Source organism: uncultured Ruegeria sp. (assembly GCF_947500045.1).
Lineage (GTDB): Bacteria > Pseudomonadota > Alphaproteobacteria > Rhodobacterales > Rhodobacteraceae > Ruegeria.
In genome coordinates, this window is sequence record NZ_CANMQQ010000004.1 from 228051 (window position 1) to 254756 (window position 26706).

General features: G+C 55.7%; 27 protein-coding genes and 2 tRNA genes. 13 read left to right on the plus strand and 16 right to left on the minus strand.

What is annotated here, in order from left to right; translation table 11 throughout:
- Positions 1–102: 102 nt before the first annotated feature.
- The gene (gene hemC, locus Q1B46_RS09245; RefSeq protein WP_299947236.1) at positions 103–1059 is read left to right on the plus strand and encodes a hydroxymethylbilane synthase; all 957 of its coding nucleotides are present in this window, start codon (positions 103–105) and stop codon (positions 1057–1059) included.
- A 227-nt stretch (positions 1060–1286) separates the two neighbouring features.
- Here hemC and Q1B46_RS09250 read toward each other — a convergent pair whose 3' ends face one another.
- A complete protein-coding gene (locus Q1B46_RS09250) occupies positions 1287–3521 on the minus strand; it encodes an adenylate/guanylate cyclase domain-containing protein (RefSeq protein WP_299947239.1) in 2235 nt (744 codons plus the stop codon).
- 46 nt (positions 3522–3567) lie between these two features.
- A complete protein-coding gene (locus Q1B46_RS09255) occupies positions 3568–4458 on the minus strand; it encodes a FecR domain-containing protein (RefSeq protein WP_299947242.1) in 891 nt (296 codons plus the stop codon).
- 362 nt (positions 4459–4820) lie between these two features.
- Between Q1B46_RS09255 and Q1B46_RS09260 the strand changes: the two genes are divergently transcribed.
- Positions 4821–4910, plus strand: a tRNA-Ser gene (locus Q1B46_RS09260).
- Positions 4911–5370: 460 nt separating this feature from the next.
- On the opposite strand, the gene rplT is transcribed toward Q1B46_RS09260, so the two are convergent.
- The 5 genes from rplT to pyk all read right to left on the minus strand — a co-directional run bounded on the left by rplT (position 5371) and on the right by pyk (position 9824).
- Complete coding sequence (gene rplT, locus Q1B46_RS09265) at positions 5371–5736, minus strand: 50S ribosomal protein L20 (RefSeq protein WP_074737047.1); 366 nt, start codon at positions 5734–5736, stop codon at positions 5371–5373.
- Positions 5737–5750: 14 nt separating this feature from the next.
- Positions 5751–5951 carry a 50S ribosomal protein L35 gene (gene rpmI, locus Q1B46_RS09270; RefSeq protein ID WP_010443552.1) on the minus strand — a complete coding sequence of 67 codons (201 nt, stop codon included), beginning with the start codon at positions 5949–5951 and terminating at the stop codon, positions 5751–5753.
- 182 nt (positions 5952–6133) lie between these two features.
- Positions 6134–7684 carry an alanine/glycine:cation symporter family protein gene (locus tag Q1B46_RS09275; RefSeq protein ID WP_299947246.1) on the minus strand — a complete coding sequence of 517 codons (1551 nt, stop codon included), beginning with the start codon at positions 7682–7684 and terminating at the stop codon, positions 6134–6136.
- 14 nt (positions 7685–7698) lie between these two features.
- Entirely contained in the window at positions 7699–8136 is a 438-nt protein-coding gene (locus Q1B46_RS09280; RefSeq protein ID WP_299947249.1) for a universal stress protein, read from the minus strand.
- A gap of 242 nt (positions 8137–8378) precedes the next feature.
- Positions 8379–9824 carry a pyruvate kinase gene (pyk, locus tag Q1B46_RS09285; protein WP_299947252.1) on the minus strand — a complete coding sequence of 482 codons (1446 nt, stop codon included), beginning with the start codon at positions 9822–9824 and terminating at the stop codon, positions 8379–8381.
- A 118-nt stretch (positions 9825–9942) separates the two neighbouring features.
- On the opposite strand from pyk, the gene Q1B46_RS09290 reads away from it, so the two are divergent.
- The 3 genes from Q1B46_RS09290 (at position 9943) to Q1B46_RS09300 (ending at position 11413) form a co-directional block, all read left to right on the plus strand.
- Positions 9943–10680 carry an N-formylglutamate amidohydrolase gene (locus Q1B46_RS09290; protein ID WP_299947254.1) on the plus strand — a complete coding sequence of 246 codons (738 nt, stop codon included), beginning with the start codon at positions 9943–9945 and terminating at the stop codon, positions 10678–10680.
- A gap of 76 nt (positions 10681–10756) precedes the next feature.
- Positions 10757–10996: a DUF6868 family protein gene (locus Q1B46_RS09295; protein ID WP_299947256.1), complete on the plus strand. Its 240-nt coding sequence runs from the start codon at positions 10757–10759 to the stop codon at positions 10994–10996.
- Positions 10997–11098: 102 nt separating this feature from the next.
- Entirely contained in the window at positions 11099–11413 is a 315-nt protein-coding gene (locus Q1B46_RS09300) for a DUF1244 domain-containing protein (protein ID WP_299947258.1), read from the plus strand.
- A gap of 43 nt (positions 11414–11456) precedes the next feature.
- Here the strand turns inward: Q1B46_RS09300 and Q1B46_RS09305 are convergent, their stop codons facing one another.
- The 3 genes from Q1B46_RS09305 to dgcN all read right to left on the minus strand — a co-directional run bounded on the left by Q1B46_RS09305 (position 11457) and on the right by dgcN (position 14406).
- Positions 11457–12317, minus strand: coding sequence for a D-amino-acid transaminase (locus Q1B46_RS09305; protein ID WP_299947260.1), 861 nt, complete (start codon positions 12315–12317; stop codon positions 11457–11459).
- Positions 12318–12347: 30 nt separating this feature from the next.
- Positions 12348–13313, minus strand: a complete 966-nt coding sequence (gene dgcA, locus Q1B46_RS09310) for an N-acetyl-D-Glu racemase DgcA (protein WP_299947263.1) — start codon at positions 13311–13313, stop codon at positions 12348–12350.
- Between the two features lie 91 nt (positions 13314–13404).
- The gene (gene dgcN, locus Q1B46_RS09315) at positions 13405–14406 is read right to left on the minus strand and encodes an N-acetyltransferase DgcN (RefSeq protein WP_299947266.1); all 1002 of its coding nucleotides are present in this window, start codon (positions 14404–14406) and stop codon (positions 13405–13407) included.
- 296 nt (positions 14407–14702) lie between these two features.
- Between dgcN and Q1B46_RS09320 the strand changes: the two genes are divergently transcribed.
- Positions 14703–15665, plus strand: a complete 963-nt coding sequence (locus Q1B46_RS09320; protein WP_299947268.1) for an L-malyl-CoA/beta-methylmalyl-CoA lyase — start codon at positions 14703–14705, stop codon at positions 15663–15665.
- Between the two features lie 47 nt (positions 15666–15712).
- Here Q1B46_RS09320 and Q1B46_RS09325 read toward each other — a convergent pair whose 3' ends face one another.
- Together Q1B46_RS09325 and Q1B46_RS09330 are read right to left on the minus strand one after the other, a co-directional pair.
- Positions 15713–16291: a PA14 domain-containing protein gene (locus tag Q1B46_RS09325; protein ID WP_299947270.1), complete on the minus strand. Its 579-nt coding sequence runs from the start codon at positions 16289–16291 to the stop codon at positions 15713–15715.
- Positions 16292–16409: 118 nt separating this feature from the next.
- Positions 16410–16862, minus strand: a complete 453-nt coding sequence (locus Q1B46_RS09330; protein WP_299947272.1) for an Lrp/AsnC family transcriptional regulator — start codon at positions 16860–16862, stop codon at positions 16410–16412.
- A gap of 72 nt (positions 16863–16934) precedes the next feature.
- On the opposite strand from Q1B46_RS09330, the gene Q1B46_RS09335 reads away from it, so the two are divergent.
- Positions 16935–17531, plus strand: coding sequence for a LysE family translocator (locus Q1B46_RS09335; RefSeq protein ID WP_299947275.1), 597 nt, complete (start codon positions 16935–16937; stop codon positions 17529–17531).
- A 1-nt stretch (position 17532) separates the two neighbouring features.
- Here the strand turns inward: Q1B46_RS09335 and Q1B46_RS09340 are convergent, their stop codons facing one another.
- Positions 17533–18366 (minus strand): GyrI-like domain-containing protein, encoded by an 834-nt coding sequence (locus Q1B46_RS09340; RefSeq protein ID WP_299947278.1) that lies wholly within the window; start codon positions 18364–18366, stop codon positions 17533–17535.
- A gap of 121 nt (positions 18367–18487) precedes the next feature.
- On the opposite strand from Q1B46_RS09340, the gene Q1B46_RS09345 reads away from it, so the two are divergent.
- Positions 18488–19450 (plus strand): acetyl-CoA carboxylase carboxyltransferase subunit alpha, encoded by a 963-nt coding sequence (locus Q1B46_RS09345; protein ID WP_299947281.1) that lies wholly within the window; start codon positions 18488–18490, stop codon positions 19448–19450.
- Between the two features lie 4 nt (positions 19451–19454).
- Here Q1B46_RS09345 and Q1B46_RS09350 read toward each other — a convergent pair whose 3' ends face one another.
- The 3 genes from Q1B46_RS09350 to Q1B46_RS09360 form a co-directional block, all read right to left on the minus strand.
- Positions 19455–20585 carry a lytic murein transglycosylase gene (locus Q1B46_RS09350; RefSeq protein WP_299947283.1) on the minus strand — a complete coding sequence of 377 codons (1131 nt, stop codon included), beginning with the start codon at positions 20583–20585 and terminating at the stop codon, positions 19455–19457.
- Between the two features lie 110 nt (positions 20586–20695).
- On the minus strand, positions 20696–21343 hold the full coding sequence (locus Q1B46_RS09355; RefSeq protein ID WP_299947286.1) for a GntR family transcriptional regulator: 648 nt from the start codon (positions 21341–21343) through the stop codon (positions 20696–20698).
- Positions 21344–21373: 30 nt separating this feature from the next.
- Complete coding sequence (locus Q1B46_RS09360) at positions 21374–22066, minus strand: SprT family zinc-dependent metalloprotease (protein ID WP_299947288.1); 693 nt, start codon at positions 22064–22066, stop codon at positions 21374–21376.
- 100 nt (positions 22067–22166) lie between these two features.
- On the opposite strand from Q1B46_RS09360, the gene Q1B46_RS09365 reads away from it, so the two are divergent.
- The 5 genes from Q1B46_RS09365 to Q1B46_RS09385 all read left to right on the plus strand — a co-directional run bounded on the left by Q1B46_RS09365 (position 22167) and on the right by Q1B46_RS09385 (position 26397).
- The gene (locus Q1B46_RS09365) at positions 22167–22490 is read left to right on the plus strand and encodes a TIGR02300 family protein (RefSeq protein WP_299947291.1); all 324 of its coding nucleotides are present in this window, start codon (positions 22167–22169) and stop codon (positions 22488–22490) included.
- Positions 22491–22628: 138 nt separating this feature from the next.
- Positions 22629–22704: transfer RNA gene (locus Q1B46_RS09370), tRNA-Ala, on the plus strand.
- 282 nt (positions 22705–22986) lie between these two features.
- Complete coding sequence (locus Q1B46_RS09375) at positions 22987–24513, plus strand: site-specific integrase (protein ID WP_299947294.1); 1527 nt, start codon at positions 22987–22989, stop codon at positions 24511–24513.
- Between the two features lie 99 nt (positions 24514–24612).
- Positions 24613–25566, plus strand: a complete 954-nt coding sequence (locus Q1B46_RS09380; protein WP_299947296.1) for a DUF2971 domain-containing protein — start codon at positions 24613–24615, stop codon at positions 25564–25566.
- 270 nt (positions 25567–25836) lie between these two features.
- Positions 25837–26397 carry a recombinase family protein gene (locus Q1B46_RS09385; protein WP_299947299.1) on the plus strand — a complete coding sequence of 187 codons (561 nt, stop codon included), beginning with the start codon at positions 25837–25839 and terminating at the stop codon, positions 26395–26397.
- The last annotated feature ends 309 nt before the right edge of the window (positions 26398–26706 follow it).

Here is a 26706-nt window from a genome sequence, read left to right on the forward strand (position 1 = left end):
CCCCCAGTCTTCCGGTTTGATGCAACGGGTCAGGCCTCAGTGGCAATTTGTCAAGCTCTGCCCCCATTGTCAGGGCAATGTGACGCGACTAAAGCTGTGCACATGAGTCTGATATTGCCTACCCCCGCATCGCCTCTGAAAATCGGCACCCGTGGATCACCACTGGCGCTGGCGCAGGCCTACGAAACCCGCCAGAGGCTCAGCGCCGCTTTCAACCTGACCGAGGATGCGTTCGAGATCGTGGTGATCAAGACCACCGGCGACAACCGCGCCATGATCGACGCGGACCGCCCGCTGAAAGAGATCGGCAACAAGGGCCTGTTCACCAAGGAAATCGAAGAGGCAATGCTGAAAAGCGAGATCGACATCGCCGTACATTCAACAAAGGACATGCCGGTGGAACAGCCTGAAGGGCTGGTGCTGGATACGTTCCTGCCACGCGAAGATGTACGCGACGCCTTTATTTCTCCGACCTTGAAATCAATTCACGATCTGCCGGAAGGGGCGGTGGTCGGCACATCATCGCTGCGACGTCGGGCACAATTGCTGAACCGGCGGCCTGACCTGAACGTGGTTGAATTTCGTGGCAACGTGCAGACGCGGCTTAAAAAACTGGCAGATGGCGTGGCAGATTGCACGTTCCTGGCAATGGCCGGGTTACGTCGGCTGGATATGAAAGATGTCCCCGCCACCGCCATCTCGCCCCAAGATATGCTGCCCGCCATCGCACAGGGCACGATCGGGATCGAACGGCGCAGCGATGACAGCCGCGCCGCTGAGATGCTTGAGGCCATTCATCATGTTGAAACCAGCCAGCGTCTCGCAGCAGAGCGGGCGTTGCTGGCGGGTCTCGACGGCTCGTGTGAAACCCCGATCGCGGGGTTGGCAGAAATTCACGACGGTCAGCTCCATCTGCGTGGCGAAGTTCTGCGCCCGGACGGATCAGAGGCGATCAGTGAAGAATCCGACGGACTGGTTGGCAGTGGGGCCGAGATAGGACAGGCCATGGCCGCTTCGCTTTTGAGGAAAGCTGGACCGGGTTTTTTTGATTGGAAATAAGTTTCAATAAATTCAAGCCAATGTGAACTGCTTCACTGTGGTCACTCCGAAAGTGATGCAATATGGGTTTATTCCAATGAGGATAGAGGATCAGTCTCGAATATATCGAAAGTTTTAGCCCGTTTTTTTTTAGATAGTATTCGAGGGGGCGAGATTGATCTTTCTGGTGGGGCGCGGTTGTTTTGACCGCGCCCTGCTTTCGTTTAAGCAACTATAAACTTACGCTTCTATTCAGCAGCTTTGCGCTGACCGTTGTGATGGCTGAACAGGGGACCCCCGGTATGTATCTCTGCTCGGAAATCCGCCGCACGGCCAGGCAACGCCCGATAGAAAGGTGTCAGGCCCGGCTCAACTGCCACCGCCAATCTGGCACACTCATCGCACCGCTCTGCGACAACAGCTTGTGAAGCCTGCTCGCGAATGGCAGCCAACAAACTCAAATGTGCGGCCTGCAATGCCTGAAAGTCTGCACTGCCCGCCAGATCGGTATCACCGACCAGAACATAAACCGGTTCGGGTTCACGCTTGCCTTTCAAATCGACATATCCCGCCTCAAGCAAGGCAAGGTCGGATCGAGTGACCTGTTGCACCGTGTGCGAGACCAGAACATCGTAATCCACATGTCGACAGTTCTGTTCGATCCGGGCCGCCACGTTCACCACATCACCGATCACGGTATAATTGAAACGCCGCCGTGACCCGATATTGCCGACACAGGCAGCACCGGTTGCAACCCCGGTCGCCAACGCGATCGGCGATCGCCCCTGCATGAGATGAGAGGCATTAAAAACATCAAGTGCCTTGCGCATCTTAAGCGCAGCCATCGCCGCACGACACGGGTGGTTTTCCAGCGGGAGCGGCGCGTTCCAGAACGCCATGACCGCATCACCGATAAACTTGTCGATGGTTCCCCGCTCGATCAATATCTGGTCACCAATCTCCGAGAACAATTCGTTCAGCAACTCCACCAAATCGGTGGCCGATACCGATTCCGAAAGCGGTGTGAACCCCCTGATATCCGAAAACATCACCGTGATTTCCTGAGTTTCGCCCCCCAATCGCAGCTGGTGCCCATTGGCTTCCATTTCATCAAGGATCTCTGGCGCGACATAGTGCGAGAATGTCTGACGGATCACCCGCTTTTCCCGCTCGGTTGAAACAAAGAGATAACCTGCAAGCAATCCAAAATTTGCCATTCCGCCCGCCAGCGGGAACGTTGCATCAAACAGGACCGACTGATTTTGAAAGGCCAGCCAACTGATAGCCATTACAACCGCTGCAGCCATCCCGCCCGCTATGAACGAGGCGACCGCACCAAAGCTGGACATCACGACAGTGACGACGACACCGAGAATGACAAATGCCAACAACTCCAACGCGGCGGTCACGTCAGATCGGCTCAGCATATCGCCCAATATGATCTGCTCAATGATCTGCGCATGGATCGAAACACCGGGAACGGACTCACCCAGCGCGGTCTCACGCATATCGAAAAGACCTGCGGCAGAGGTGCCGACCAAAATTATCCGCCCTTCGATTTCGGCCCTGAGTGCAGGATCGTCGGCATCGCGCATGACATCATCTGCCGAAAGATACAGGCCGGGATTGTCCCGACGATATCGCACCCAGATTTCGCCGTTCTCTGTGGTTGGCAAAAGAAAGTCGCCAACCCCTACTTCAAGCATGATGCCCAGCTCGTCCTGCGAACCTTCGGCGAAATAAACCGGCTCACCGATTGCAACCCGCAAAGCCTCGACCCCTAGGCCGGGCATGACGCCGCCGGGCCCGGACCACAAGACAGGCACCCGCCGTACCACGCCCAACCCCCCAAGCGGTGAAACATTGACGCCACCTACACCCGCCGCACTTTCGCCCAAAGGCGGCGCCAACGACGTCCAGTGCGAAACGCCCACCAGGCCAGCAGCCGGGTTTTCACCAATTTCCACAAGCCCCGCCTTCGGAACGATGTCCGAGGCACTTTCAGACCCGCGTGCAGCAACACCAAGAACAACCGGCCATTTCACGATTTCTGCTGCAAACTTGACATCGTTATCCAAGTTAATGGCAGATCGATCCACCTGCAGAATCCCCGACAACGAAGGGTCCTGCAGCAAACGTATCGGCGAGTATCGATCCGGTTCGGCAAACAAAACGTCAAACGCGATTGCCGCCGCGCCATAATCTCCCAGCCGCTCGACCATTTGCCCCAGCTGCGTGCGTGGCCATGGCCATTGCCCCCATGCTGTCAGGGATTTTTCGTCGATGTCCACAACGCGAACAGGTAGATCCGGATCAAAAATCCGTGGCGAAATCCGCTGGAGGATATCAAAGTAAATCAACCGCGACATCTGTACGGGATACGGATCCACAATCCGCACAAAACACCCGATCAGGATCAATCCCAGACCCACAAGCCGAAACCCCAGCCGGCGTCCGATTCTATCCGTTATCTTCACCGCCACTTTTGCCTCCCTGATGCGGGGAGATATGAATTATGAGTCTGTTCGATTACCAGCCAGCCGTTGCTGTAACACCGCCTGCGGATGCCGTGGCCCTTAGGCCCGAACCACCCGAAACGCCAGCCGATACACTCACACCACCGGTGGAACTGACACCTGACCGAGAAGCCGGGCCCAATCCTGCCTCGGCGCTGGCCGATGCCCTTTCTGGCGGCTCGGTCTGTTCCTGTGCTGGTGCATCGCGTTCGGACTGCACTTCGGCCTCCGCACGTTTCGACTGCCGCGGCTCCGCGCCTTCACGCTCGATCCTCGGTGCCAATGCGGTTCTGCCTGAACAGCCCTCGGCTCCTACCTGAAACGGTGGCAGCAAATCTTTCTGCGAGCTTTGAAACGGGAAACCACCCTGCAGTGCTTTGTCATACTGTATCTGGTCTGCGGGGCGACCCACCCGACCACCGGGGCTGGTCGCAAACAAGCTGCACTGGCGACTTGCCGACCGGCAAGAACCACTCCGCCCACACATCTGAACTGTGCCCTCGATCACCAGCATCGCGCTTTGGTTTCCAGACGTGATCCACATATCGAAAGTCGTTCCTCGCACCGCCATCGTAGCGCTTGGTGTTTTGATCGAATACGCCCGCTTTCTGCTTTTGCCCGAAATGAACCGGAAACTGCCCCCCAGGGCCTGGACTGTGAAATTCTTGGCCTTGCGGTTCCCACGCAACATAGAGACATCCAGAACCATACGGGCATTCGGACCGACCGCAATTTTGGTCTGATCTGCAAACAGCAGCTGAACCAGACCCGATTTGTTGGTTGAAATGGTGTCACCTGACACCACCTCCATTCCTTCGCGCAAGCGTATAGTCTTTCCGGCCCGGATCACATCCGCACCTTGATTGACACTCAGAACTTTTCCGATTGATGCCTTTGCTGACACTGGCAGCACCGTCAACATAACTAAAACACAACACAATTTTAACCAGGCCAAAACCAAGTTCCTTCCCCCAACAAGGATCTCAATGAGGTGCCTAAACACCCCACGCCCGATATCTGTTGCCCCCTTGAATGCTAAATTTTCTTAGTCATCGAAATCATCAAGTATCCGCGAATATGCGCCAGAACGGGTGGTTTTGGCAAGTTAACGATTCTTTTCCAGTCGGTTTCACCTGTCAGCTCACCCTTCTTTTCGCGGCAAACTGGGTGGTCCTCTTTGGATTCAAACATCGGATTTCAGAAAAATATTCCTGACACCGAAATTCGTCTTGTATCTGGATGACCGGCGAGGATATACCGGCCAGCGGAGACGTGGCCGAGTGGTCGAAGGCGCTCCCCTGCTAAGGGAGTAGGCCCGGAAGGGTCTCGAGGGTTCGAATCCCTTCGTCTCCGCCACACATCTTTTTCATTCGATTGAAGTGGCTCCAAGTTTTCAGACGGTTGCAGATTTTTGAGGTGTACCAACCACCCGATCTGACATTCGACCTTTTGAGTCCCTTATGCGTTGTCCCTGTCACTTTGTTGTATTGGATCAAACACCAGCTCTAAGGATCGCACGTGCATTCACGCAACTAGGGCCGGTTTGATCTGGTAGCCCCGAATGCAAAAAAACCGCCGAATACCGAAACGGTTATTCCAAACGCAATCAATCCATCAGTTTGAGCACCACCGAGAATGACACTTCGGAAGCCCGGAAATACTCCAAAGAATAGAGCGAAACCAATTATACATATTGGTAAATTGCCTATCCAGAGGAAGCTGTACCTTGTACGGCCCTACCTTCGTTGCGGGAAATGTCAAAAAGGCCGCCCCAAATGGGACGGCCCTTTCATTCACTGTCTCTCTATGAAGAGGATCAGGCAGTCAGTGCGGCCTGAGCCTGGGCGACGATCGCGCCGAACGCTTCCGGTTCGTGCACGGCCAGGTCGGCCAGAACTTTGCGGTCCACTTCGATACCGGCCAATGTCAGGCCGTTGATGAAGCGGGAATATGTCAGTGCTTCGTCATGCGAACGGACAGCAGCGTTGATACGCTGAATCCACAGCGCGCGGAAGTTGCGCTTGCGGTTCTTACGGTCGCGGGTTGCATACTGGTTGGCCTTATCGACGGCCTGACGGGCAACCTTGAAGGTGCTCTTGCGGCGGCCATAGTAACCCTTGGCGGCCTTGATAACCTTCTTGTGACGGGCGTGAGTTACGGTTCCACCTTTAACGCGGGACATGTCTTAATCTCCTCTTATCGGTCGTAGGGCATATAGCCCTTGACGATTTTGGCGTCGGGGGCGGACAGGGTGGTGTTGCCACGTGCATCGCGGATGAATTTCTTGGTCCGCTTGATCATGCCGTGACGTTTGCCGGCCTGGCCAGCAAGGACCTTACCGGTCGCAGTCACCTTAAAGCGCTTTTTGGCGCTCGACTTTGTCTTCATCTTAGGCATTTCCGTCTCCTTTTCCGGGTTCGGTTTCAAACGCGACTCGGCATGCCATCTCGGCCGGTCACGCGATCAGAAGCGCCGTTTACGCAAGTTTGATCATACTGGCAAGGGGGTTTGGACCAGAATCTGCGCTTTTGGCAGGCTAGTCAGGCACCGGGGCAGCGCAGGCCGCCCCGGTGGAATGCTTAATGGCCGAATTTGCGGATTTCGCCACTCTTCAACCGTGCTGCGTACGAGGCCAGCTCCTGCCGCACCACTTTCATCAGGAAGTAGAGAGCAAAGACGTTCACAACCGCCATCGCAAAGATCGCCGCGTCCGAGAAATCGATGACGGGACCGAGGTTGGCCGCGGCACCGATCACAACGAAGACACAGAAGATAACCTTGAACACCAGCTCTTTGGTGTGGCCTTCGCCGAACAGATAGGTCCAGGCCTTGAGGCCATAATAGGACCAGCTGATCATGGTTGAGAAGGCAAACAAAATCACCGCAATCGCCAGCACATATGGGAACCAGCTAAAGGCGCTGCCAAAGGCCGCCGAGGTCAAGCTGACCCCTGAGTTGCCATCGACAGTGGCAATCGCATTACCCGCTTCGTTCAACATGTATTTGCCGGTTTCAGGATCAACGATCAGCTGCTGGGTGATGATGATCACCAATGCAGTCATGGTACAGATCACGACCGTATCGATGAATGGCTCAAGCAGCGAAACGAAGCCTTCGGTAATCGGCTCTTTGGTTCGTACTGCCGAGTGCGCGATCGCCGCAGAACCAACGCCAGCTTCGTTCGAGAACGCCGCACGCCGGAAGCCCTGGATCAGTGCTCCGACCATGCCACCGGCAACACCGAGACCGGTGAAGGCACCAGCAAAGATCTGTCCGAAGGCCCAACCGATCTGATCCGCATTCATGAGGATAATCACCAGTGCGGCTGCCACATACATGACACCCATGAAGGGAACGACTTTTTCGGTCACCCGGGCGATGGATTTAAGGCCGCCCACTATCACCGCAAAAACGATGACTGCAAAGACCAGGCCCGTTATCCAACCGGGATAGTCTCCGGTAATGCCCGCGATCTGTTGGTGCGCCTGATTGGCCTGGAACATATTGCCCCCGCCCAGCGCGCCAAGGATACAGAAGATCGAGAACAGAACGGCCAGAATCTTGCCGCCCGGCAAACCCAGTTCGTCGAATCCTTTGGACATGTAATACATCGGGCCACCCGATACGGTGCCGTCATCGTATTCATTTCGGTATTTCACACCCAGCGTACATTCGGTGAATTTCGACGCCATGCCCAATAGGCCCGCGACGATCATCCAGAATGTTGCACCCGGCCCGCCGATCCCGACGGCCACCGCAACACCTGCGATGTTCCCAAGTCCAACAGTCCCTGACAACGCCGTTGCCAGCGCCTGAAAGTGACTGACTTCACCCGCATCGTTGGGATCGGAATAGTCGCCTTTGACCAGACTGATCGCGTGGCTGAAGAACCGCAACTGCACAAAGGCAAAGTAGAGTGTGAACACTGTGGCCGCGACCACCAGCCAACCCACGATCCACGGGAACCCGGTTCCCGGAAACGGAGCGAAGATAAAGCTGACGAACGGCCCGGTGAAGTCGGCAAACGCCTGATTGATTTTGTCGTCCAGCCCCACCGCGTCCTGCGCGGCGGCAGGAGTTGAGAAGAGTGCGGCGAGCGCAGCCAGACCCAGTTTGTTCTGAATATTCATCATCATCTCTCCCCTCAGTTCACGACCGTGACCGGAACGTCGGCATGCATGACAAGGTTTTGGGTTGAACTGCCAAACAGGCGTTTTTTGAACCCATCCGCCGAAGCCCGGCCCACAACGATCTGAGAGCCAGCGTTTTCAACAGTGATTGCGTTCAGCGTTTCCGCCACATCTCCGTGACGGACGATACCTTGCGCCTCGAACCCTGCGGCTTTCAGCGCCTCGATCGCCGGCGCAATGATCCGCGACGTGGCCAGCGCCACCTCTTCCTCGCGCCGTTTGTGGCGCAGGGCGTTTTCTTCTGGTGTTTGGAATGTGAAAGGAGACCATTCGATGACGTAAACCACCAGCAGCTCGCATGATCCGATGCGCCCAGCCAAATCTTTGGCAAATGCTATCGCACGCTCTCCGGTTTCTGTCCCGTCCAGTCCTATGACAATTTTCGTTGTCATCTCGTTCCTCCGTTATTGTTGATTTAGCCGGAGCCCGTGCCTCCGACAGGGCAGCCGGAATCTGGAACTTGTTTGAGTAGACTGCCCTTGGGGCAGTATCCCGAAAAACACGGAAAAACAGAGGGTTTATTTCTGATTACAACCAACAATTATCTAACTAATTGTAAAAAATACATTATTTTCGCCCAAAAATTAGGCAAGTAGTAAGGTATCAATATGGAATGTCGTTCTTTGGGCCGGGCTTAGCCCGGATCAGTGTTATAAATCAGCCGTTCATCGCACGGAGCAATGCGCAGAATATTGGTCGTTCCGGGCACATTGAATGGCACCCCCGCAGTGACCACAATCTGGTCGGTTTCGGCTGCGAAGCCACCTGAACGGGCCGCACGGGCTGCGCTGACGACCGCACCTTTGAACCGCTCCTGTTCCGGGGTTAGGACACAATGGCAGCCCCAGCTCAGGCAAAGCCGGCGTGCAGTGCCGGTGGCAGGGGTCATCGCGATGATGGGCACACCGGGACGTTCACGGGCGGTCAGCAGCGCGGTGGTCCCGCTTTGAGTAAAGCAGCAGATGGCCTTGATATCGGTTTTTTCCGCAATCTCACGCGCCGCCGCCACGATCCCGTCCGCGATCGTTGTACCTTTTGCAGTGCGCGAGGCGGCGATGATCTGGGTATAGGTCGGGTCAGCCTCGACCTCGATGGCCACTTTGTTCATCGTCTGGACTGCCTCGATCGGATAAGATCCAGCCGCAGATTCAGCGCTGAGCATGATCGCATCGGTGCCTTCGTAGATGGCGGTGGCCACATCCGAAACCTCAGCCCTTGTTGGCATTGGGCTTTCAATCATGCTTTCCAGCATCTGTGTGGCGACAATCACGGGTTTCGCCGCTGAACGGCTTTTGCGCACCAGTCGTTTCTGAATCGGTGGCACGGCCGAAACCGGCAGCTCTACACCCAAGTCGCCGCGGGCAACCATGATTCCGTCAGAGGCATCAAGGATATCATCAAAGGCTTCAACCGCAGCTGGCTTTTCGATCTTGGATAGGATCGACGCGCGGCCATCAGCCAAGGCACGTGCCTCAAACACGTCTTTTGCGCGCTGAACAAAGCTGAGCGCCAGCCAGTCTACACCCAGCTGGCACACAAATTCCAAGTCATCCCGATCCTTGGCCGACAGCGCCGCCAGCGGCAGAACCACATCTGGAACATTCACGCCTTTACGGTTCGAGATCGTGCCCCCGACCTCCACCGTGCAATGCGCAAAATCCTGACCGCAATCCTGTACGATCAGGCGAATCTTTCCGTCATTGACCAACAAACGCGAGCCGGGCTCCAACGCGGCAAAAATCTCAGGGTGGGGCAAGCAAACCCGGGTGATATCCCCAGCAACCGGATCAAGATCCAGACGGAACGCCGCGCCCTCTTCCAGCTCTTCCGCGTCATTTGCGAATACGCCAACGCGCAATTTCGGCCCCTGAAGGTCGGCCAGAATCGCGATCGGGCTTTCAAGATCCTTTTCGATCTGACGAATGATCCGGTGCCTTTCGCGGATTTCATCATGGCTGCCATGGCTCATGTTCAGACGAAACACATCCGCCCCGGCCTCATGCAATGCGCGGATGGTGTCATAGTCGTTGGACGCCGGTCCCAGCGTCGCCACGATTTTCACATTTCTCAGGCGTCGCATTGATCAGGTTCTCCTTAGACGTATAAATGTTACCGCAAACATTTCTCAGGCTGCTTATTGCGCAATTCCCTTTCCAACGCAACTGTCCTACACCTGCGTCAAATAAGATGACAGGCTCATGACATACTCTCCGTTTTTCGTTCACGGCGCAGACCGCCCATCGCGGTGGCTGATTACTTGTGACCACGCAACCAATATCGTACCCTCCGAAGTCAATGGCGGAGACCTTGGCCTGCCGCGTGAAGATATGGAACGCCACATCGCCTATGACGTGGGTGCCTACGAGGTCTCGAAACATCTGGGTGAGGTGCTGAACGCACCCGTGATCGCGGCCAACTTCTCGCGCCTTGTGATTGACCCCAACCGGGGTGAGGATGACCCGACGTTACTAATGAAGCTCTATGATGGTTCAATCATTCCGGGCAATAGAAACGCCGATGCGGCAGAGCGTGAGCGGCGTCTGAACATGTGTTACCGCCCTTATCATGACGCGCTGGCACAGCTTGCAGCCCAACCCGATGCGGTTATCATCTCCATGCATTCCTTTACACGCCAGCTGCGGGGCCGCGACCCCCGGCCGTGGCACATTGGTGTTTTGCACACCTCGGATGATCGGTTTGCGCGCCCATTGATCAACCGGCTTAATGCCGAGGACGATCTGTGCGTGGGGGTGAACGAACCCTATACCGGCGTTCTGCCAGGCGATGCGATCGACAAACATTGCACGGCTTTTGGCCGCCCGAATGCGCTGATCGAGCTGCGCAATGATTTGATCGCCGATCATGAAGGGCAACGCGGCTGGGCGGAACGTCTGGCCGTGATTCTGCAGGATGCTCTACACAAAAGCGGCCTATGACATTGGGTTAACCCAGACTTCGCGATATTGTGAGTCAAGGCGATGGCACCCATATATCCAATGAAAGGGGACGACCATGACTCAGGAATTTCTGACAACCGTCTTCGGTTGGATGACGGTTCTGAACATCGCAGTTTTGCTTTTCAGCACGATAATGGTCTTGGCCTTGCAGGACTGGATTGCAGATGTGCATGGCAGAATGTTCCAGATGGAGCAGGCCGACATAAAACGCGCCTATTTCCGGTATCTTGCGAACTACAAGATGCTAACACTCATTTTTTGCCTGATACCATGGCTGGCTCTGAAACTGGCATAGTTCTCAAGCCTACAATTCCGCAGGCCCGTGAGTTCATTGTAACCAGGCCCGCAGATTGTTAGGTCAGTCCCAAGACGCAAGACAATCATCCGGAGCCAGACCATGGACAAGCAAACCGAAATCGAACTTCAGGCCGCTGCGTTCCGCCGCTTGCAGCAGCATCTGATGCAGGACCGCACCGACGTCCAGAATATCGACATGATGAATCTGACCGGGTTCTGCCGCAATTGCCTGTCTCGCTGGTATCAGGAAGCCGCCAATGCCAATGGCATCGAAATGGGCAAAGACGAGGCGCGCGAGATTTTCTATGGCATGACCATGGATGAGTGGAAGGCCACCTATCAAACCGAAGCCAGCCCCGAGAAACAGGCAGCGTTCAAGGTCGCGTTTGAAGAGAATGTGACGAATAAGGGCTAATGCCCGAAACGATGAAGGCCCGCCAAACAGGCGGGCCTTTTCGTTAGATTGCAGCTTTGCGGCTTTCGTCCAGATAAATCTCACGCAGGCGCTTGGCAATCGGACCTGGCGTACCATCGCCCAGTGCAACGCCATCAATCTCAACCACCGGCATCACGAATGCGCTGGCTGAGGTCGTGAAAGCTTCATCCGCCTCTTTGGCTTCGTCGATGGTGAACAGGCGCTCTTCGACCTCCATCTGTGCCTCAGCGGCCATCCGCAGAACCGCCTTGCGGGTGATACCGTGCAGAATATCGCTGGACAGCGGACGCGTGACGATCTTGCCGTTCTTGACGAAATAGGCGTTGTTGCTGGTGCCTTCTGTCACATAGCCGTCTTCTACCAGCCACGCATCATCGCAGCCCGCTTTCTTGGCCATCATCTTACCCATGGACGGATAGAGCAGTTGCACGGTCTTGATGTCGCGCCGACCCCAGCGGATATCTTCGATCGAGATGATCTTGGCACCCTTCTGCGCCGCTGGGCTATCGGCAAGACCAGGTTTGTTTTGGGTAAACAGCACAAGGCTGGGTTTTGTATCTGCGGACGGGAAAACAAAATCCCGGTCACCATCTGAACCCCGTGTGACCTGCAGATATATCAGGCCTTCCTCAATCCCGTTCAATTCGACCAGTTTGCGGTGGATCTCAAGCAATTTGTCCATGTCACAAGGCTGCACCATGTCCAGCGCGTCCAACGACCGCTTCAGGCGTATCGCATGGCCTTCAAAGTCGATCAGCTTGCCATCCAGTACGCTGGTCACTTCGTACACGCCATCCGCAAACAGAAAACCCCGGTCAAAGATCGAAACACGTGCTTCGGTCTCGGGCAGGTATTCGCCATTCACATATACGGTGCGGGTCATGTCGTATCCTTTTTTGTCTCCGGGCCTTTATTATCCCCAAAGCGCCGCTTTGGGCGGATGTACTCCGGCGTCATCAAAATTCAGCGGTGTATCCCGGTCTTCGGCCAGAAGCAGAGGCCCGTCAAGGTCTGTTACCATCGCGCCCTGAGCCACCAGTGTCGCGGGTGCCATTGCCAGCGAACTCCCGACCATGCATCCAACCATGACGCCATAACCCTCGGCCAGCGCGGCCTTGCGCAGTTCCAGCGCCTCGGTCAGCCCACCGGTCTTGTCCAGTTTGATGTTCACAACATCATATTTGCCTTTTAGCGCTGGAAGGCTGGTCCGATCGTGGCAGGATTCGTCCGCACAGACCGGTACCGGACGCTCCATCCCGATCAAGGCATCATCCTCGCCGGCTGGCAGAGGCTGCTCGACCAGAGCAACACCCAGACGCACAAGGTGCGGGGCAAGATCAGCATAAACATCTGCAGACCAGCCTTCATTGGCGTCGATGATGATTTTCGAATTTGGCGCACCCGCCCGCACGGCTTCGAGCCGGGGCATATCATCTGGCGTTCCCAGTTTGATCTTCAACAAAGGGCGAAACGCATTCTCCGCAGCTTGGGCCTGCATCGCCTCAGGCGTGTCCAGCGACAGTGTATAGGCGGTGATTTCCGGCCCCGGTGTGACGAGTTCGGCCAGCTCCCACGCACGCTTGCCCGCACGCTTCGCTTCCAAATCCCACAGCGCACAGTCCACCGCATTCCGCGCCGCGCCAGCAGGCAACAGGTCCATCAAGGAATAACGCGAGAACACATCGGGCAGCCCTGCAATCTGGGCCTCGACCGAGTCCAGCGTTTCGTCATAGCGGGCATAAGGCACACATTCACCCCAGCCACGATGCAGGCCATCCGATATTCGGACCGTCAGTACCTTTGCCTCGGTTCGTGAGCCGCGCGAGATGGTGAAAACCTGCGCCAGCCGAAACACATCACGAGAAACCTCTATCTGCACGCGCCTGCTCCTTCTTCTTTTCCCAAATGCTCCTCCCGGAAGGCGAAAATTTTTCGACGAAAAATCTCATCCCCCGGGCAGACCGTTCAAATCATATCGCAGCCAGCGCATCCACCAGTTTCCCGGCCCCAAAACGGTAAGGGTCGGTTGCTGGGATACCCATCTCAGCCTCGACCTTGGCGATGTACGCGCGTGCGTCGTCTTCGCCCAGATGCTGAGTGTTGATCGACACACCAGCGACTTTACACTCAGGGTTCGCCACGCGCGCCAGCGGCAGCGCTGTGTCGCGCAATTGCTCAAGCGTCGGCAGAGAATATTCAGGCAAGCCACGCATATGGGTGCGGGTTGGTTCATGACACAGGATTAGTGCATCGGGCTGCCCACCATGGATCAAGGCCATGGTCACACCGGAATAGGAAACATGGAACAATGAGCCCTGCCCTTCGATGTGATCCCAGTGATCCGGATCATTGTCCGGTGTCAGATACTCAACGGATCCCGCCATGAAATCCGCGATAACTGCATCCAGCGGCACACCCTGACCGGTTACCAGAATCCCGGTCTGACCCGTAGCCCGGAACGAGGATTTCATTCCGCGTTTGCGCATCTCGGCGTCCATCGACATCGCGGTGTACATTTTACCGGCAGAGCAGTCGGTTCCAACAGCCAGACACCGCTTACCGGTGCGTTTGCGACCGTTTGCAATTGGGTAGCCTACGGTAGGCACACGGACATCGTGCAAGGTACAGCCATGGGTCTGCGCTGCGGCAACCAGATCACCCTCGTCACGCAAAAGATTGTGCAGGCCCGACGCCAGATCATAACCCATCTCCAGCGCGGCGATCAGAACCTCTTTCCACGCTTCGCTGATGATGCCACCCCGGTTGGCAACGCCGATGACCAGCGTCTTGGCACCGGCGGCCTTGCCTTCGGCAAGCGTCATATCCGTCAGACCCAGATCAGTCGGGCAACCTTCGAGCCTTATTTGACCCACGGCGTTTTCAGGACGCCAGTCCCGGATACCAATGGCCACTTTGGCCGCCAACAAGTCGGGCGCATCGCCCAAAAACAAAAGATACGGTGTCTCGATCATCGCGCTGCACTCCTTCGATTTTGACTTAAGCTAGAGAACCGAATTGACGAGGGTTTCTCGAATTCTCCTTACAACTCGCCAACGCGCAGGATGAAATTGCGTATTTAGATAGAAATCCGCAAAATTATTCGAAGTTTCTAAACTGATCAAACTTTAGGCGTCCTCGACATACGCCAAATTCAGGTCATTCTGCACGCGCATTGCCGCACTTGCACAATCAAGCTTGCACAGCACCACGTAATTTAATATCCAATTATCAGAAAAGAACGTAATTTCATTACCTAGACGAGGTTCAGATGAGTTTCCGCATCCAACCCGACGCACCGGCGCGCCCCAATCGGTGCCAATTGTTTGGCCCGGGCTCGAATACCAAGCTGTTCCCGAAAATGGCTGCGTCAGCGGCGGATGTCATTAACCTGGATCTGGAAGACTCGGTGGCCCCATCTGACAAAGATGCTGCCCGCGCCAACGTGATTGGTGCTTTGAACACGGTCGATTGGGGCAACAAATACCTGTCGGTTCGGATCAACGGGTTGGATACACCTTATTGGTATCGCGATGTGGTCGATGTTCTGGAACAGGCAGGGGATCGTCTGGACCAGATCATGATCCCCAAGGTGGGCTGCGCGGCGGATGTCTATGCGGTAGACGCGCTGGTGACAGCCATCGAGCGCGCCAAAGGCCGGTCCAAACCAATCTCATTCGAAGTGATCATCGAATCCGCCGCCGGGTTGGCACATGTCGAAGAGATCGCGGCTTCATCCCCGCGCCTGCAGGCCATGAGCCTTGGGGCTGCGGATTTTGCCGCGTCAATGGGGATGCAGACAACCGGCATCGGTGGCACGCAGGAAAACTACTATATGCTGCGTGAGGGTGAGAAACACTGGTCCGATCCATGGCACTGGGCGCAGGCCGCTATTGTCGCCGCCTGCCGCACCCATGGCGTGCTGCCCGTGGACGGGCCGTTCGGCGATTTCTCGGATGATGAGGGTTATATCGCGCAGGCCAAACGCTCGGCCACGCTGGGGATGGTGGGGAAATGGGCCATCCACCCCAAACAGATCGCGCTGGCCAATCAGGTGTTTACGCCTTCGGATGAGGCCGTCTCTGAGGCACGCGAGATTCTGGCCGCGATGGAACAAGCAAAAGCCAACGGTGAAGGCGCAACAGTTTACAAAGGGCGTCTGGTCGACATTGCCTCGATCAAGCAGGCCGAGGTCATTGTCGCGCAGGCTGAGCTGATCGCGGCGAGCAATTGACGCACCAATAAAAAAAGGCGCTCACCCGAGCGCCTTTTCCGATATGATTAGCGGCCAAAGACCTCATTGGGTGTCCAGGTGATCCGCTCACCCTGTTTTCCTGATTTCATCATCAGACAGGCAGTGCCGTATTTTTGAAAGTACTTGATATTGAGAGGGTACCAGCCAGCCTTCGGCACCTCGACCTCAGTGCGCTGGTTGGCTTCGCAGCCCTGACGGCCGTTCACATATCCGATCTGCTGCCCCCCGACCCACGCATCAATCCCATCGTTTGACCAGGTTTCAAGCTCGTAAATGCCGGGTGAATCAAACCGCATATATCCGGTGATTTCGGCGGCTACATTGAAGGCCTCATTGAAGGTCAGGACAGGATCGCCCTCGTTCGTGTCCCGGTAATCCAATCCCCGAAGGGGAGAGCCAGGCGTTGCCTTCCTTAGCAATTGCTTAACCTTGGCAAGATTTTGGATCTTGCGGGGCGGGTTACCTTCCCAGCTATACACTACATTTAAGCCCGCTTTTGGGCTTGGCTGAGGGTTTGCCGGCGTCAACTTCACAGGTGCTGCGGTGACAGCGCCAGCAAATACTGCCAAGGCGGCCACAAGCGCTCCGGTCCGAAAAAATGTCATGGTCTTCTCCCTGAATTCGCGCCCGCTTGGGGATCAAACCCTGCAGGCGACACTGTTACCATGACCTTAGGCCGTGAATTTTGGCCCCGCAAGATGGTTACAATTCACATTTTGACCATCACGCGCGCGTATCCTTTGGCGACCCCATCACGACATATGAAGTGATCGAGGTCACATGTGGCAGCGTCCCCAATACTTCGGTGTGGAAGGTTTTATAGGATGGCAGATCCACGCACTCGACCCGCAAAAGGTACTCGATCGTTCCGGTGATGTTGTGGCATTCTACCACTTCGGGTGCCCGCTGCAGGGCCCGTTCGAACCTTTCTTGCGCCACCTTGGTATGCTCACCCAAGCCAACGCCTATGTAGGCGACGAAGCCTATGCCCAGCGCGGTCGGGTCCAAAACGGCACGATAGCCGGATATAACCCCAGCACGCTCCAACTCTTGCACCCGACGCAAGCACGCCGAGGGCGACAGACCAACACGATCAGCGAGATCGAGGTTGCTAATGCGGCCATCCTGCGAGAGCTCATGCAATATCTGTTGGTTTATTTCATCAATCTTCGCCATTAGTTGCGAAACTAGCTCTGTTTTGCACGAAAACGCAATTTCATTTGCTTGTTTTGCCTAGAATATGCGGCCATGACCTACGATATCCTGATTGCCCTGATCGTATTCGCCTTTGTTACTTCGATTACGCCGGGGCCGAACAACCTCATGCTGATGGCGTCCGGGGCAAATTTTGGCTTCCGACGGACCATACCACATATGCTGGGTATCGGGTTGGGCTTTACATTCATGGTCTTGCTGGTGGGATCCGGCCTTGTTCAGATTTTCGATCAGTTTCCAATCAGCTATTCGGTGCTCAAAGTCGTCTCCGTGATCTATCTGCTGTATCTGGCTTGGAAAATCGCCCATGCAGCGCCTGTGAAGGGGCAAAGTGCCATCGGTACACCGATGACATTCTTGCAAGCTGCTGCATTCCAGTGGGTGAACCCAAAGGCCTGGGCAATGGCGCTTACGGCAACGTCGGCTTACGCACCCGGGCAATCGCTTAATGCTATTATTCTTGTGGCGTTGGTGTTTGGTGCAATCAACCTGCCTTCGGTCAGTACGTGGACAGTTCTTGGACAGCAGATGGCGCGAGTCCTGACGAATCCGCGCCGTTTGTTGATATTCAACTGGACTATGGCTGCGCTTCTTGTCGCCTCACTTTATCCAGTGCTTTGGCCGAATTAGATCATTTGAGCGGCAGACAAATCTCAGTCAGCAAGTCCTCGGGGGCGGTTTGACGCGGATCGTTGAGATAAATTTCATAGCAGGGCTGATCCGCAGGCTCTTCGCCTGATTCGGGAAGCCAATTACCGAACAAGGTCTCATATGCGGCATGAATGCCGGAATACGGTCCCTTGTACGTCAGTACGGCCGTTTTACCCCCGGGAATGTTGAGGTGCTCCATCCCATCAGGGGTATCTGAGCCGCAAAACTGCGCCCCTGCAAAGCTGCGCAATTTATCCTCGGGCACGTCATCGGGACTGTCGAGATAAAGCCCGATCATCGGGCCGACCTGTGGCCACAGCTTTCGGGATTCGCATAAGGCACCAAAGGCCTCAAAACTACGACCAATCTCAGCGTAGGCCCCTTTGTGCGGAAGTGCGACGACAGGGCGACAGGGTTCAGTTCGGGTTGTTATGGGATGCATAGGATATTCTCCGGTTCTGAATTTTGGATGGGCCGACAAAATCCGCCCCGCTTTTCGAAACGCGGCGGGGCTGCTGCCGTAGGCCTCGGAAAAGGCCCGCGCGAAAGATTTCAGATTTGGATAACCGATATCGGTCGCGATCCCCGCGACCGGCCTGTCCGATTGCACCAACCAACAGGCGGCTCGGTGCAGTCGTATCCGACGGGTGGCTTGCGCACAGGTCTCGCCCGTGATGGCGCGAAATACGCGATGCCAGTGAAACCGCGACATGGCCGCGACCTCGGCCAAAGCATCCAGCGACAGATCCCCGGCAGGGTGATCGTGGATGTAAGCCAATACGCGCAGCACGCGATCTTCATAGCTGGCAGCCATCGGTATCCTTCCTTCTCTTTGCCTATCCGTGGTCGCATATTCCGCGACCACAAATCTTGCTGAGTTGCATCCGGGACAACCTTTGGTCATATAGCAGAGAACTTCCGCGTTGAGAGGCGTCATGACCCAGTATCTGGATTTCGAAAAACCGCTGGCCGAGATCGAAGGCAAAGCTGAAGAGCTGCGTGCGCTGGCCCGCGCCAATGAAGAAATGGATGTGGCCGAAGAAGCCGCAGCGCTGGATGCCAAGGCCGCCAAGCTGCTGGACGAACTTTATGCTGACCTTACACCTTGGCGGAAATGCCAGGTCGCGCGGCATCCTGAGCGCCCGCATTGTAATACCTACGTGGATGCGCTGTTTACCGAGTTCACGCCTTTGGCCGGTGATCGGAACTTTGCCGACGATCTGGCGGTGATTGGCGGTCTTGCGCGGTTCAACGACCAGCCTGTCATGGTGATTGGTCATGAAAAAGGCAGCGACACCAAATCGCGGATCGAGCGGAATTTCGGCATGGCTCGCCCCGAGGGCTATCGCAAGGCCGTGCGCCTGATGGAAATGGCGGGCCGCTTTGGTCTGCCGGTGATCACGCTGATCGACACAGCCGGTGCCTATCCCGGTAAGGGTGCTGAAGAGCGCGGCCAGTCTGAAGCTATCGCGCGCTCGACCGAGATGTGCCTTAAGATTGGCGTGCCTCTGGTCTCGGTTATCATCGGCGAAGGTGGATCAGGCGGTGCCGTGGCGTTCGCAACTGCCAATCGCGTCGCGATGCTGGAGCATTCGGTTTATTCGGTGATTTCACCCGAAGGATGCGCCTCGATCCTCTGGAAGGATGCCGAAAAAATGCGAGAAGCAGCTGAGGCGCTGCGCCTGACGGCCCAAGATCTGCACAAACTGGGCGTCTGCGACCACATTATTCCTGAACCCAAAGGCGGGGCGCATCGTGACCGCCCGGCAACGGTTGAAGCCGTGCGGTCTGCGATTGCCTCGATGCTGGAAGAGCTTCACGGCAAGGATGCGGCGGCCCTGATCAAGGACCGCCGTCAGAAGTTCCTGGATATCGGCTCAAAAGGGTTGGCGGCTTAACCCGTCAACCACCCAACCGCTGCAGCAATGCCGCCGAAGGCTGGCCGGTCACCGACAGCCCGCTCGCGCGCTGATAGGCGCTGATCGCAGCCTCGGTATTCTTTCCGATCACCCCATCTGCACCCTGAGTGTCATAGCCCGCAGAAGTCAGACGGCGCTGCAGCTCTTTGCGGTCCTCCAGTGTCAACCCAGTGGCATCTGGCCCGAACGAGGCCTGAAACGGCGCCCCCCCGGCAATCCGGTCTGCAAGATGCCCGACGCCAATGGCATAGCTGTCCGAGTTGTTATAGCGTTTGATCACCTGGAAATTGCGGAACACAGCAATACGTGGCCCGGGCGTCTGGGGTTGCAGCACAGCCACCGGAGTGCCAGAGACCGTACCGGCCTCGCCCCCCCAAGGTTGTCCGCGTACCCAACCGGCGCGCGCCAGATAGGCGGCCGTTGAAGCCAGAGAGTCCGCAGGATCTTCGGACCAGATATCGCGCCGTCCGTCGCCTGTGAAATCCACCGCATAGGCCAGATAAGAGGTCGGAATGAATTGCGTGTGGCCCATGGCTCCGGCCCAACTGCCGGTCATGTTGGCGGGTGTCGTGTCGCCCTCTTGAATAATCTTGAGCGCCGCCACCAGCTGCTTTTCAAAGAACGCCCCGCGCCGTCCGTCATAGGCCAGTGTTGAAGTCGCCGAGATCACCGGCACATCACCGCGCCGCGCGCCATACCGGCTTTCCAACCCCCAGACAGCAACGACAACTTCCTTGTCGACCCCGTACTGGGCTTCAATCTGCGACAAGGTACCCGCGTGCCGCACAAGCATCTGCTTGCCTGTATCGATCCGCTCGTCCGAGGCAGCAATGGCCAGATAATCCTCAAGCGAGCGTTTGAACTCGACCTGATTGCGGTCGCGTTCGATCACTTCAGGCAGATATCCGGCCCCCTGAAAGGCGCGGTTTAAAGTGGTCTGGGAAATACCCTGCGATGCGGCCCGGCCTTTGAAACCGGCCACCCACGCATCCCATCCGGCATTCGGAACGGCACGCATCCGAGAAGCCGGGGTACTGGTGGGTGTACTGCCTGTGGAACAGGCGGCTAGCAGGGCTGACCCAAGCCCGACAGAAAAGGTTCTACGATTGATCATGAGAAATCTGCTCTTATTGTGATTTGCAAACAGAATAGCCCAGCCCGACGGCTCAGACCAGAAGAGCGGCACTTGAATTCAACAAGCCAGAAAGATGGGCAACAAGCCGCTCAGGTCACCAGCAGCCGCAACCCCTGCGTCACGTCTGAGCGTACCGCCAACCGCAACCCTGGCTCATCCCCAGCTTTGAGTGCTGCAATGATCAGGCGGTGATAATGCGGCGGCTCAGTGCGCCGCAAACGGCCATAAAGTGCACGCATCGTCGGGCCCAGTTGCAGCCAGACGGTCTCAGCCATGGCCAGCATCGCCGGGGCTTGCGCGCGCAGATAAAGTGTGCGGTGAAACTCTAGATTTGAACGGATATATCCAACTGCATCGCGTTTCGTGACCATCTCAGCCACGGTCATGTTGATGCTTTGCAACCGTTCAATCAGCGCCATATGCGCACGTGGCAGGGCGCGGCTGGCCAGTTCAACCTCAAGCAGCGCACGCAGCGCGGCCAGCTCTTCGATCCGGTCCCGGGTCAGCTCAGGTGTTGCTACGCGCCCCGAAGAGGACAGAGACAGCGCACCCTCTGCCGCCAGCCGCCGCACAGCTTCGCGCGCCGGGGTCATCGACACGCCAAATTCTTTGCCGATACCGCGCAGAGTCAGAGCCTGCCCCGGCGCCATCTCGCCATGCATGATACGGGATCTCAGGGCACGATACACGCGATCATGCGTGGCGGTGTGAGACTCGGCGGTGCGTGTGGTCAACATGGGTTTATGTGATCACAAATCATCGCGACGTCAAGCAGCCGGGTCAAAGCGATAGCGGTGAAGCGCTGCCCCGTTGTCGCGCAGCCAGCGGCGGGGCTCTTTATACGGGCCAAAGATCCGTTCAACCTGCGTCCAGAAGGCAGGCGAGTGATTCATCTCGACCAAATGCGCCACCTCATGTGCGGCCACGTAGTGCAACACCTCTGGGGGCGCAAGGATCAGGCGCCATGAAAACATCAACGCACCCGCAGAACTGCAGGACCCCCAGCGCGAGCGCGTATCGCGCAGCGTAATGCTGCTATACGGACGACCCAGCATCGCAGCATAGTCATCACAAGCCCCGGTCAACCGATCACGGGCCAGTTCTTTGAGGAACCGCGCGAGCCGTCGCGCTTCTGCCCCGGATGGAACACCGATCTCGTCGCGGTGCAGCAGGACCCGTCGACCCTGGGCGGGAACGATTCGCCGCATTTTACCCTCGATTGAAATGGATTGGCCGAACTCTACAGTTTCCGCATCTGGTCGATCCTGAAGATGACCGCGAATCCAATCCTCTTTCTGATGTGCAAAATCCAAGGCCTCGGTCTCGGCGACCCCTGTCGGATAGGTGAGTGTAACCCGCCCGTCCAGTTGAGAAATCCGCAAACTGATCCGTCGCGCCCGCGCAGATTTTCGCAACGTCAGCGGTACCGGGGGCGTTCCCGGCAATGCGTGTCGCCCCATGGGTCGATCTCCTTAGCGCAAAGGCTTTGACAGTGCCCGCCGCTTGTGGCAGGTGACCTGAATCATCGATGAGATTCACCTGATATCAAGGGGATTTGATATGCCCAAGGAAGAATGGGGCGTAAAGCGTGTCTGCCCGACCACCGGCAAACGCTTTTATGACCTGAACAAGAACCCGATCGTCAGCCCCTATACCGGCGAGATCGTTGAATTGGAAACCGGCAAGAGCCGGATGATCGCAGCAGACGCCGAAGACGCAGCATCGGTCAAAGCACGCGAGGCTTCGTCGGATGAAGAGATCGTTCTGGACGATGACGATAGCGTAGATGTCGAACTGGACGACGATCTACTGGACGACGAAGACGACAGCGATAACGTGCCTCTGGACGATATCAAGGACATGTCGTCAGAAGACGAAAACTAATGGTTTCCGGGGCGGCTCGTGCCGCCTCGTCCAACCTGCGTTGCCGACGCGAACTTTTTCGCCGAATTCAATTTTAATACTTGAACTCGTGTGCGCCGTCTCATAAATGTCCGGCCACCGCTTCGGCGGTACCTGTATGGGGCCTTAGCTCAGTTGGGAGAGCGCTTGCATGGCATGCAAGAGGTCAGGGGTTCGACTCCCCTAGGCTCCACCAAATCCTAACAGAACAACTAGATAGCAAGCATTAGAGCGGTGTGACACACAGGTGTGACACAAAATGAAGCTGCATGCGTATCTCTCACTGTCCCGACATGGCATCTACTACTTTCGTTGGCCACTACCCGACACAAGACCAAAACCCCACACCAGACCAAACACCACACGTAAGACCCTTCGGGTGTCATTGCGTACGAGATGCCCTAAAGAGGCTGGAACTCTGGCACGGCGTCTTGCAGTGTGCGGCGACACAATAACAAGGCACATAGAAGTATCGGGCATGAACCACGGCGAACTGCGCACAAAGGTGCATGAGCACTTCACGGAAGTACTAAAGAAGGCAAAGGCACGTAGGGATGAACTCGGCCCCTATTCCGAGCTAGAGAAGGAACGCATCGCCGACACCATCCGCCACCATGAAGCGGGCAATGAAGACTACTGGGACCTGCTTGGCAGAGACTACGCCCGCTCAGAACTTGATAAGTTTTGTAACGGCGCGGGGGTTGAGCAGCCCAAGACGCGCGAAGACGCCTTTCTGATTTTAGGTGAAATTAAGAAAGCTCAGTTGGCACTGGCCAATGCTTTACTGGAACACGATAAGACTTTTGAGAAATACGATTTTGGCACGCAGCTCAGCACGCTTGTGAACGCCCCAGAGAGCGGTCAGCCTAGTTCCGGCACTGTCCCAGCTAAAGTTGCGAAGAAGCCCACAGACGCGCTTTCCAGTCCGCTCCTATCGATCCTGTTTGCTGAGAGAAAAGCTGAGGCGGAACAGACGAGCCAATGGTCAGACAAGCTGCTGAACGACTATCAGGCTTGGACAGACCTCTTCATAGAGTTGCAAGGCGACCGTCCGGTTCTAGACTACAAAAAACCGGACGCACGCGACTTTAAGAATGTCCTGATCGAGCTTCCAAGCAACAGGAATAAACTACCGCAAACAATTGGCCTAACGCCTAAGGAAGCCATACAAGCAGCTAAAGACCACGGTCTGCCAACGCTATCCGTAAGTACAGTCAACAAGGCCTTGGGAAGGCTGCAAGGAATATGGAATTGGGCGGACAAACAGTTGGACGAAGAGGTCGCAGACATCTTTGGACCGATGAAGATAGCTGACAACAACAACGCCAGAAACCAACATGACCCGTTTAGCAAAGAGCAACTGCAAGACATCTTCAACAGCCCACTGTACACCGGATGCAAGTCTAAGCGGTTCCGCAGTGAGGCGGGAGATACAGACCTGAGCGAAACCAGTTGGTATTGGCTTCCACTACTGGGCCTATGGACAGGCGCACGACTAAATGAATTGTGCCAGTTGCGCGTTGACGACATTGACCAAGAAGAGGGCGTACCCCTAATTCGGATACAAGAAGGCGACGAAGACCAACGCGTCAAGTTCGGCAAAAGCAGACTTATTCCCATACACCCCGAGTTAGTCCGGCTTGGCTTCCTCCGCTTCGTACAGGCTCGGCGACAGACAGGCTACGAGCGGATATTCCCTGAACTAAAGTTGGGAGCGACAGGCTACTACTCAGATCAAGCCAGCAAAGACTTTAACCGCTACATCGACAGAATTGGCGCGAAGACGGCCAAGACCTCTTTCCACTCCTTCCGCCATAACTTCAAAGATGCTTGCCGTCATGCTGGTGTACAACCTGACATCAATGACATCCTCTTGGGTCATGCGCTGCCCGGTATGGCGGGGCGCTATGGCGACGGCAGCGTACCTTTGCCGGTTCTGTACGAAGCCATCTGCAAAGTCGCGCACAGAGAGTTGTTTTTAGAGCACATCAAAGGGTATCGCTAACTTGGGTGGTGGGGGGCCAATTGATGGATGTCATTCCATATTGCATCCAGACGTAACATAGTGTTGTCACTGCTAAACAACTGGAAGACGAGGGAAGCAGTGGAATACGATGAAGCCACCGTTCGGTTCAATCAAATTTTCCATCCCGGACTGATGGAAGAAAACATGGCTGTAGTCGCTGAGAACAAGAGGTTCGTTTACTACACGTCTGCCGATACTGCGATGAAGGTTCTGCGTAACCAAGAACTGTGGTTCAGAAACGCGACGGCTATGAACGACTTCTCGGAGATATCATATGGACTACACTTAATCCGAGCCGTTTTCTCCGGGCCTGAAGGCCAAAGGTTCCGAGAGGCCGTTGAGGACATTTTTCCGGGCACCATTGAAAAAGCCGACGAGCTTCTTGCCGGCTGGGAGCGTGACTGGCAGTTTGAAACGTACATCGCATGTGTTTCACTCCACAATCCAGAAGAAGACAAGCGGGGGCGGCTTTCAATGTGGCGCGCCTACGGGGATACCGCGCTTGTCGTAAAAAACACGCCTTTGACCGCAATTACCGACCTGCTGGCCGTATACTCAATTCCAGTATTGTATTTATCCGAGGAAGACCTGACCGCACACCTTGCATTGATAACAAATGGTATTCTGATCAATCGGAAATACTTGCAGGGTTTAGGGCAGGAAAAACTGGTGGCCTACATTCACAATATGCTGTTTCGTTTCGCAATTGCGACGAAGCACCCTGGCTTCCGGGAAGAGAAGGAGTGGAGACTGTTCTATCGCCCAACAGAAGCGAAAAGTCCTGGTATGACCGAAGAGATTGTTGTCCTTAACGGCGTGCCCCAGAAAGTTTACAAGCTAAGATTGGCGAACGACCCAGAGAATGGTTTGCATGGTGCAGACATTCCTTCACTTCTAGATCGAGTTATAGTTGGGCCTACAGAGTTTCCTTATGTAAGCCATGGTGCATTCGTAGAAGTGCTTGAGGGTTTAGGTGTTCCGGAAGCTCACTCGAAAGTCATCTTGTCCGACATTCCTCTCCGCGTCGGTTGAGCGGGCCGCTAGCAGTGAGTATATTTCATCGAATTTCCAAACTTCTGGCGAATTTTTTCGAGCCCGTATCTATCGTATTCTTTAGGCAAGTTCCCCCATAGGGCACGGCAACTGACGCTTGATCGACTTAGGCGTGACTGGGATGTATCTCTAGGCCCTGCCCCAGAGACACGACTGACGCATACGCAAATTGTGTCTCACATATATTGACTTTGCCTTTTGCGACAGTATGTGTCTCAATATCTAAAACCTTGAGAGACGGAACAGATCATGCTTGTTGGCTATGCTAGGACTTCCACTTTGGATCAAACGGCTGGGCTTGATGCTCAACTACGGGAACTGAAAAAGGCCGGGTGCGAGAAGGTATTCACCGAGCAGGTATCCTCAGTGGATGTGAGAGCGCGTGAGAAGCTCGCAGAAGCACTGAACTTCATCCGGGAAGGCGATCACCTAATAGTCACCAAACTGGACCGTCTGGCGCGCTCCATGGCTCACCTGATGGAAATCCGCAGCCAGCTTGATGTCGTTGGCGCACACTTAACGATCTTGGGGTTAAGTCTCGACACTTCTACGGCCCAAGGGAAGCTGATGTTGAACCTGTTGGGAAGCGTTGCCGAGTTTGAGCGTGAGATTATGCTGGAACGTCAGCGTGAAGGAATTGCCAAGGCCAAAGCCGCCGGAAAGTACAAGGGGCGCAAACCAACTGCGTTGGCAAAGTCGGACGAGGTACTTGCTCTGGCAGGTAAAGGCGTCGGTGCTACCAAGATCGCTAAACACCTCGAAATCAGCCGCGCATCGGTATACCGGATACTCAATGCAGGCCAAAGCTGACCGCTGCTACCCCATTTGTTGGAGGACACGAGGGGTGTATATCCGTCCCTGAACAAATGTACGCTTGTGCCGGGTCATCTATCTTCTTTGTAATTCATGTGCAAAAATGTGTATCTAGGCTTACCCCTCCCTCATTTGAGTAATAAACCGGTTAGACAGATGCAAAAAACGTCATCTGTCTGCCGCTGCACGGTTAGTTATAGATTGCATTTACCGAATGTGTGATCTGTCTGCCGCTGCACGGTTATGTATTAGATTATACACAAGATTGAATACCAGTATGTACCAATGCGGTATGATATACCTGAT

Bases quoted from the DNA above. Each gene is read 5' to 3' on its own strand.
- hemC (WP_299947236.1), top strand. From the start codon at position 103: ATGAGTCTGATATTGCCTACCCCCGCATCGCCTCTGAAAATCGGCACC.
- rplT (WP_074737047.1), bottom strand. From the start codon at position 5,736: ATGTCCCGCGTTAAAGGTGGAACCGTAACTCACGCCCGTCACAAGAAG.
- rpmI (WP_010443552.1), bottom strand. From the start codon at position 5,951: ATGCCTAAGATGAAGACAAAGTCGAGCGCCAAAAAGCGCTTTAAGGTG.
- Q1B46_RS09275 (WP_299947246.1), bottom strand. From the start codon at position 7,684: ATGAATATTCAGAACAAACTGGGTCTGGCTGCGCTCGCCGCACTCTTC.
- Q1B46_RS09280 (WP_299947249.1), bottom strand. From the start codon at position 8,136: ATGACAACGAAAATTGTCATAGGACTGGACGGGACAGAAACCGGAGAG.
- pyk (WP_299947252.1), bottom strand. From the start codon at position 9,824: ATGCGACGCCTGAGAAATGTGAAAATCGTGGCGACGCTGGGACCGGCG.
- Q1B46_RS09290 (WP_299947254.1), top strand. From the start codon at position 9,943: ATGACATACTCTCCGTTTTTCGTTCACGGCGCAGACCGCCCATCGCGG.
- Q1B46_RS09295 (WP_299947256.1), top strand. From the start codon at position 10,757: ATGACTCAGGAATTTCTGACAACCGTCTTCGGTTGGATGACGGTTCTG.
- Q1B46_RS09300 (WP_299947258.1), top strand. From the start codon at position 11,099: ATGGACAAGCAAACCGAAATCGAACTTCAGGCCGCTGCGTTCCGCCGC.
- Q1B46_RS09305 (WP_299947260.1), bottom strand. From the start codon at position 12,317: ATGACCCGCACCGTATATGTGAATGGCGAATACCTGCCCGAGACCGAA.
- dgcN (WP_299947266.1), bottom strand. From the start codon at position 14,406: ATGATCGAGACACCGTATCTTTTGTTTTTGGGCGATGCGCCCGACTTG.
- Q1B46_RS09320 (WP_299947268.1), top strand. From the start codon at position 14,703: ATGAGTTTCCGCATCCAACCCGACGCACCGGCGCGCCCCAATCGGTGC.
- Q1B46_RS09325 (WP_299947270.1), bottom strand. From the start codon at position 16,291: ATGACATTTTTTCGGACCGGAGCGCTTGTGGCCGCCTTGGCAGTATTT.
- Q1B46_RS09330 (WP_299947272.1), bottom strand. From the start codon at position 16,862: ATGGCGAAGATTGATGAAATAAACCAACAGATATTGCATGAGCTCTCG.
- Q1B46_RS09335 (WP_299947275.1), top strand. From the start codon at position 16,935: ATGACCTACGATATCCTGATTGCCCTGATCGTATTCGCCTTTGTTACT.
- Q1B46_RS09340 (WP_299947278.1), bottom strand. From the start codon at position 18,366: ATGGCTGCCAGCTATGAAGATCGCGTGCTGCGCGTATTGGCTTACATC.
- Q1B46_RS09345 (WP_299947281.1), top strand. From the start codon at position 18,488: ATGACCCAGTATCTGGATTTCGAAAAACCGCTGGCCGAGATCGAAGGC.
- Q1B46_RS09350 (WP_299947283.1), bottom strand. From the start codon at position 20,585: ATGATCAATCGTAGAACCTTTTCTGTCGGGCTTGGGTCAGCCCTGCTA.
- Q1B46_RS09355 (WP_299947286.1), bottom strand. From the start codon at position 21,343: ATGTTGACCACACGCACCGCCGAGTCTCACACCGCCACGCATGATCGC.
- Q1B46_RS09360 (WP_299947288.1), bottom strand. From the start codon at position 22,066: ATGGGGCGACACGCATTGCCGGGAACGCCCCCGGTACCGCTGACGTTG.
- Q1B46_RS09365 (WP_299947291.1), top strand. From the start codon at position 22,167: ATGCCCAAGGAAGAATGGGGCGTAAAGCGTGTCTGCCCGACCACCGGC.
- Q1B46_RS09375 (WP_299947294.1), top strand. From the start codon at position 22,987: ATGAACCACGGCGAACTGCGCACAAAGGTGCATGAGCACTTCACGGAA.
- Q1B46_RS09385 (WP_299947299.1), top strand. From the start codon at position 25,837: ATGCTTGTTGGCTATGCTAGGACTTCCACTTTGGATCAAACGGCTGGG.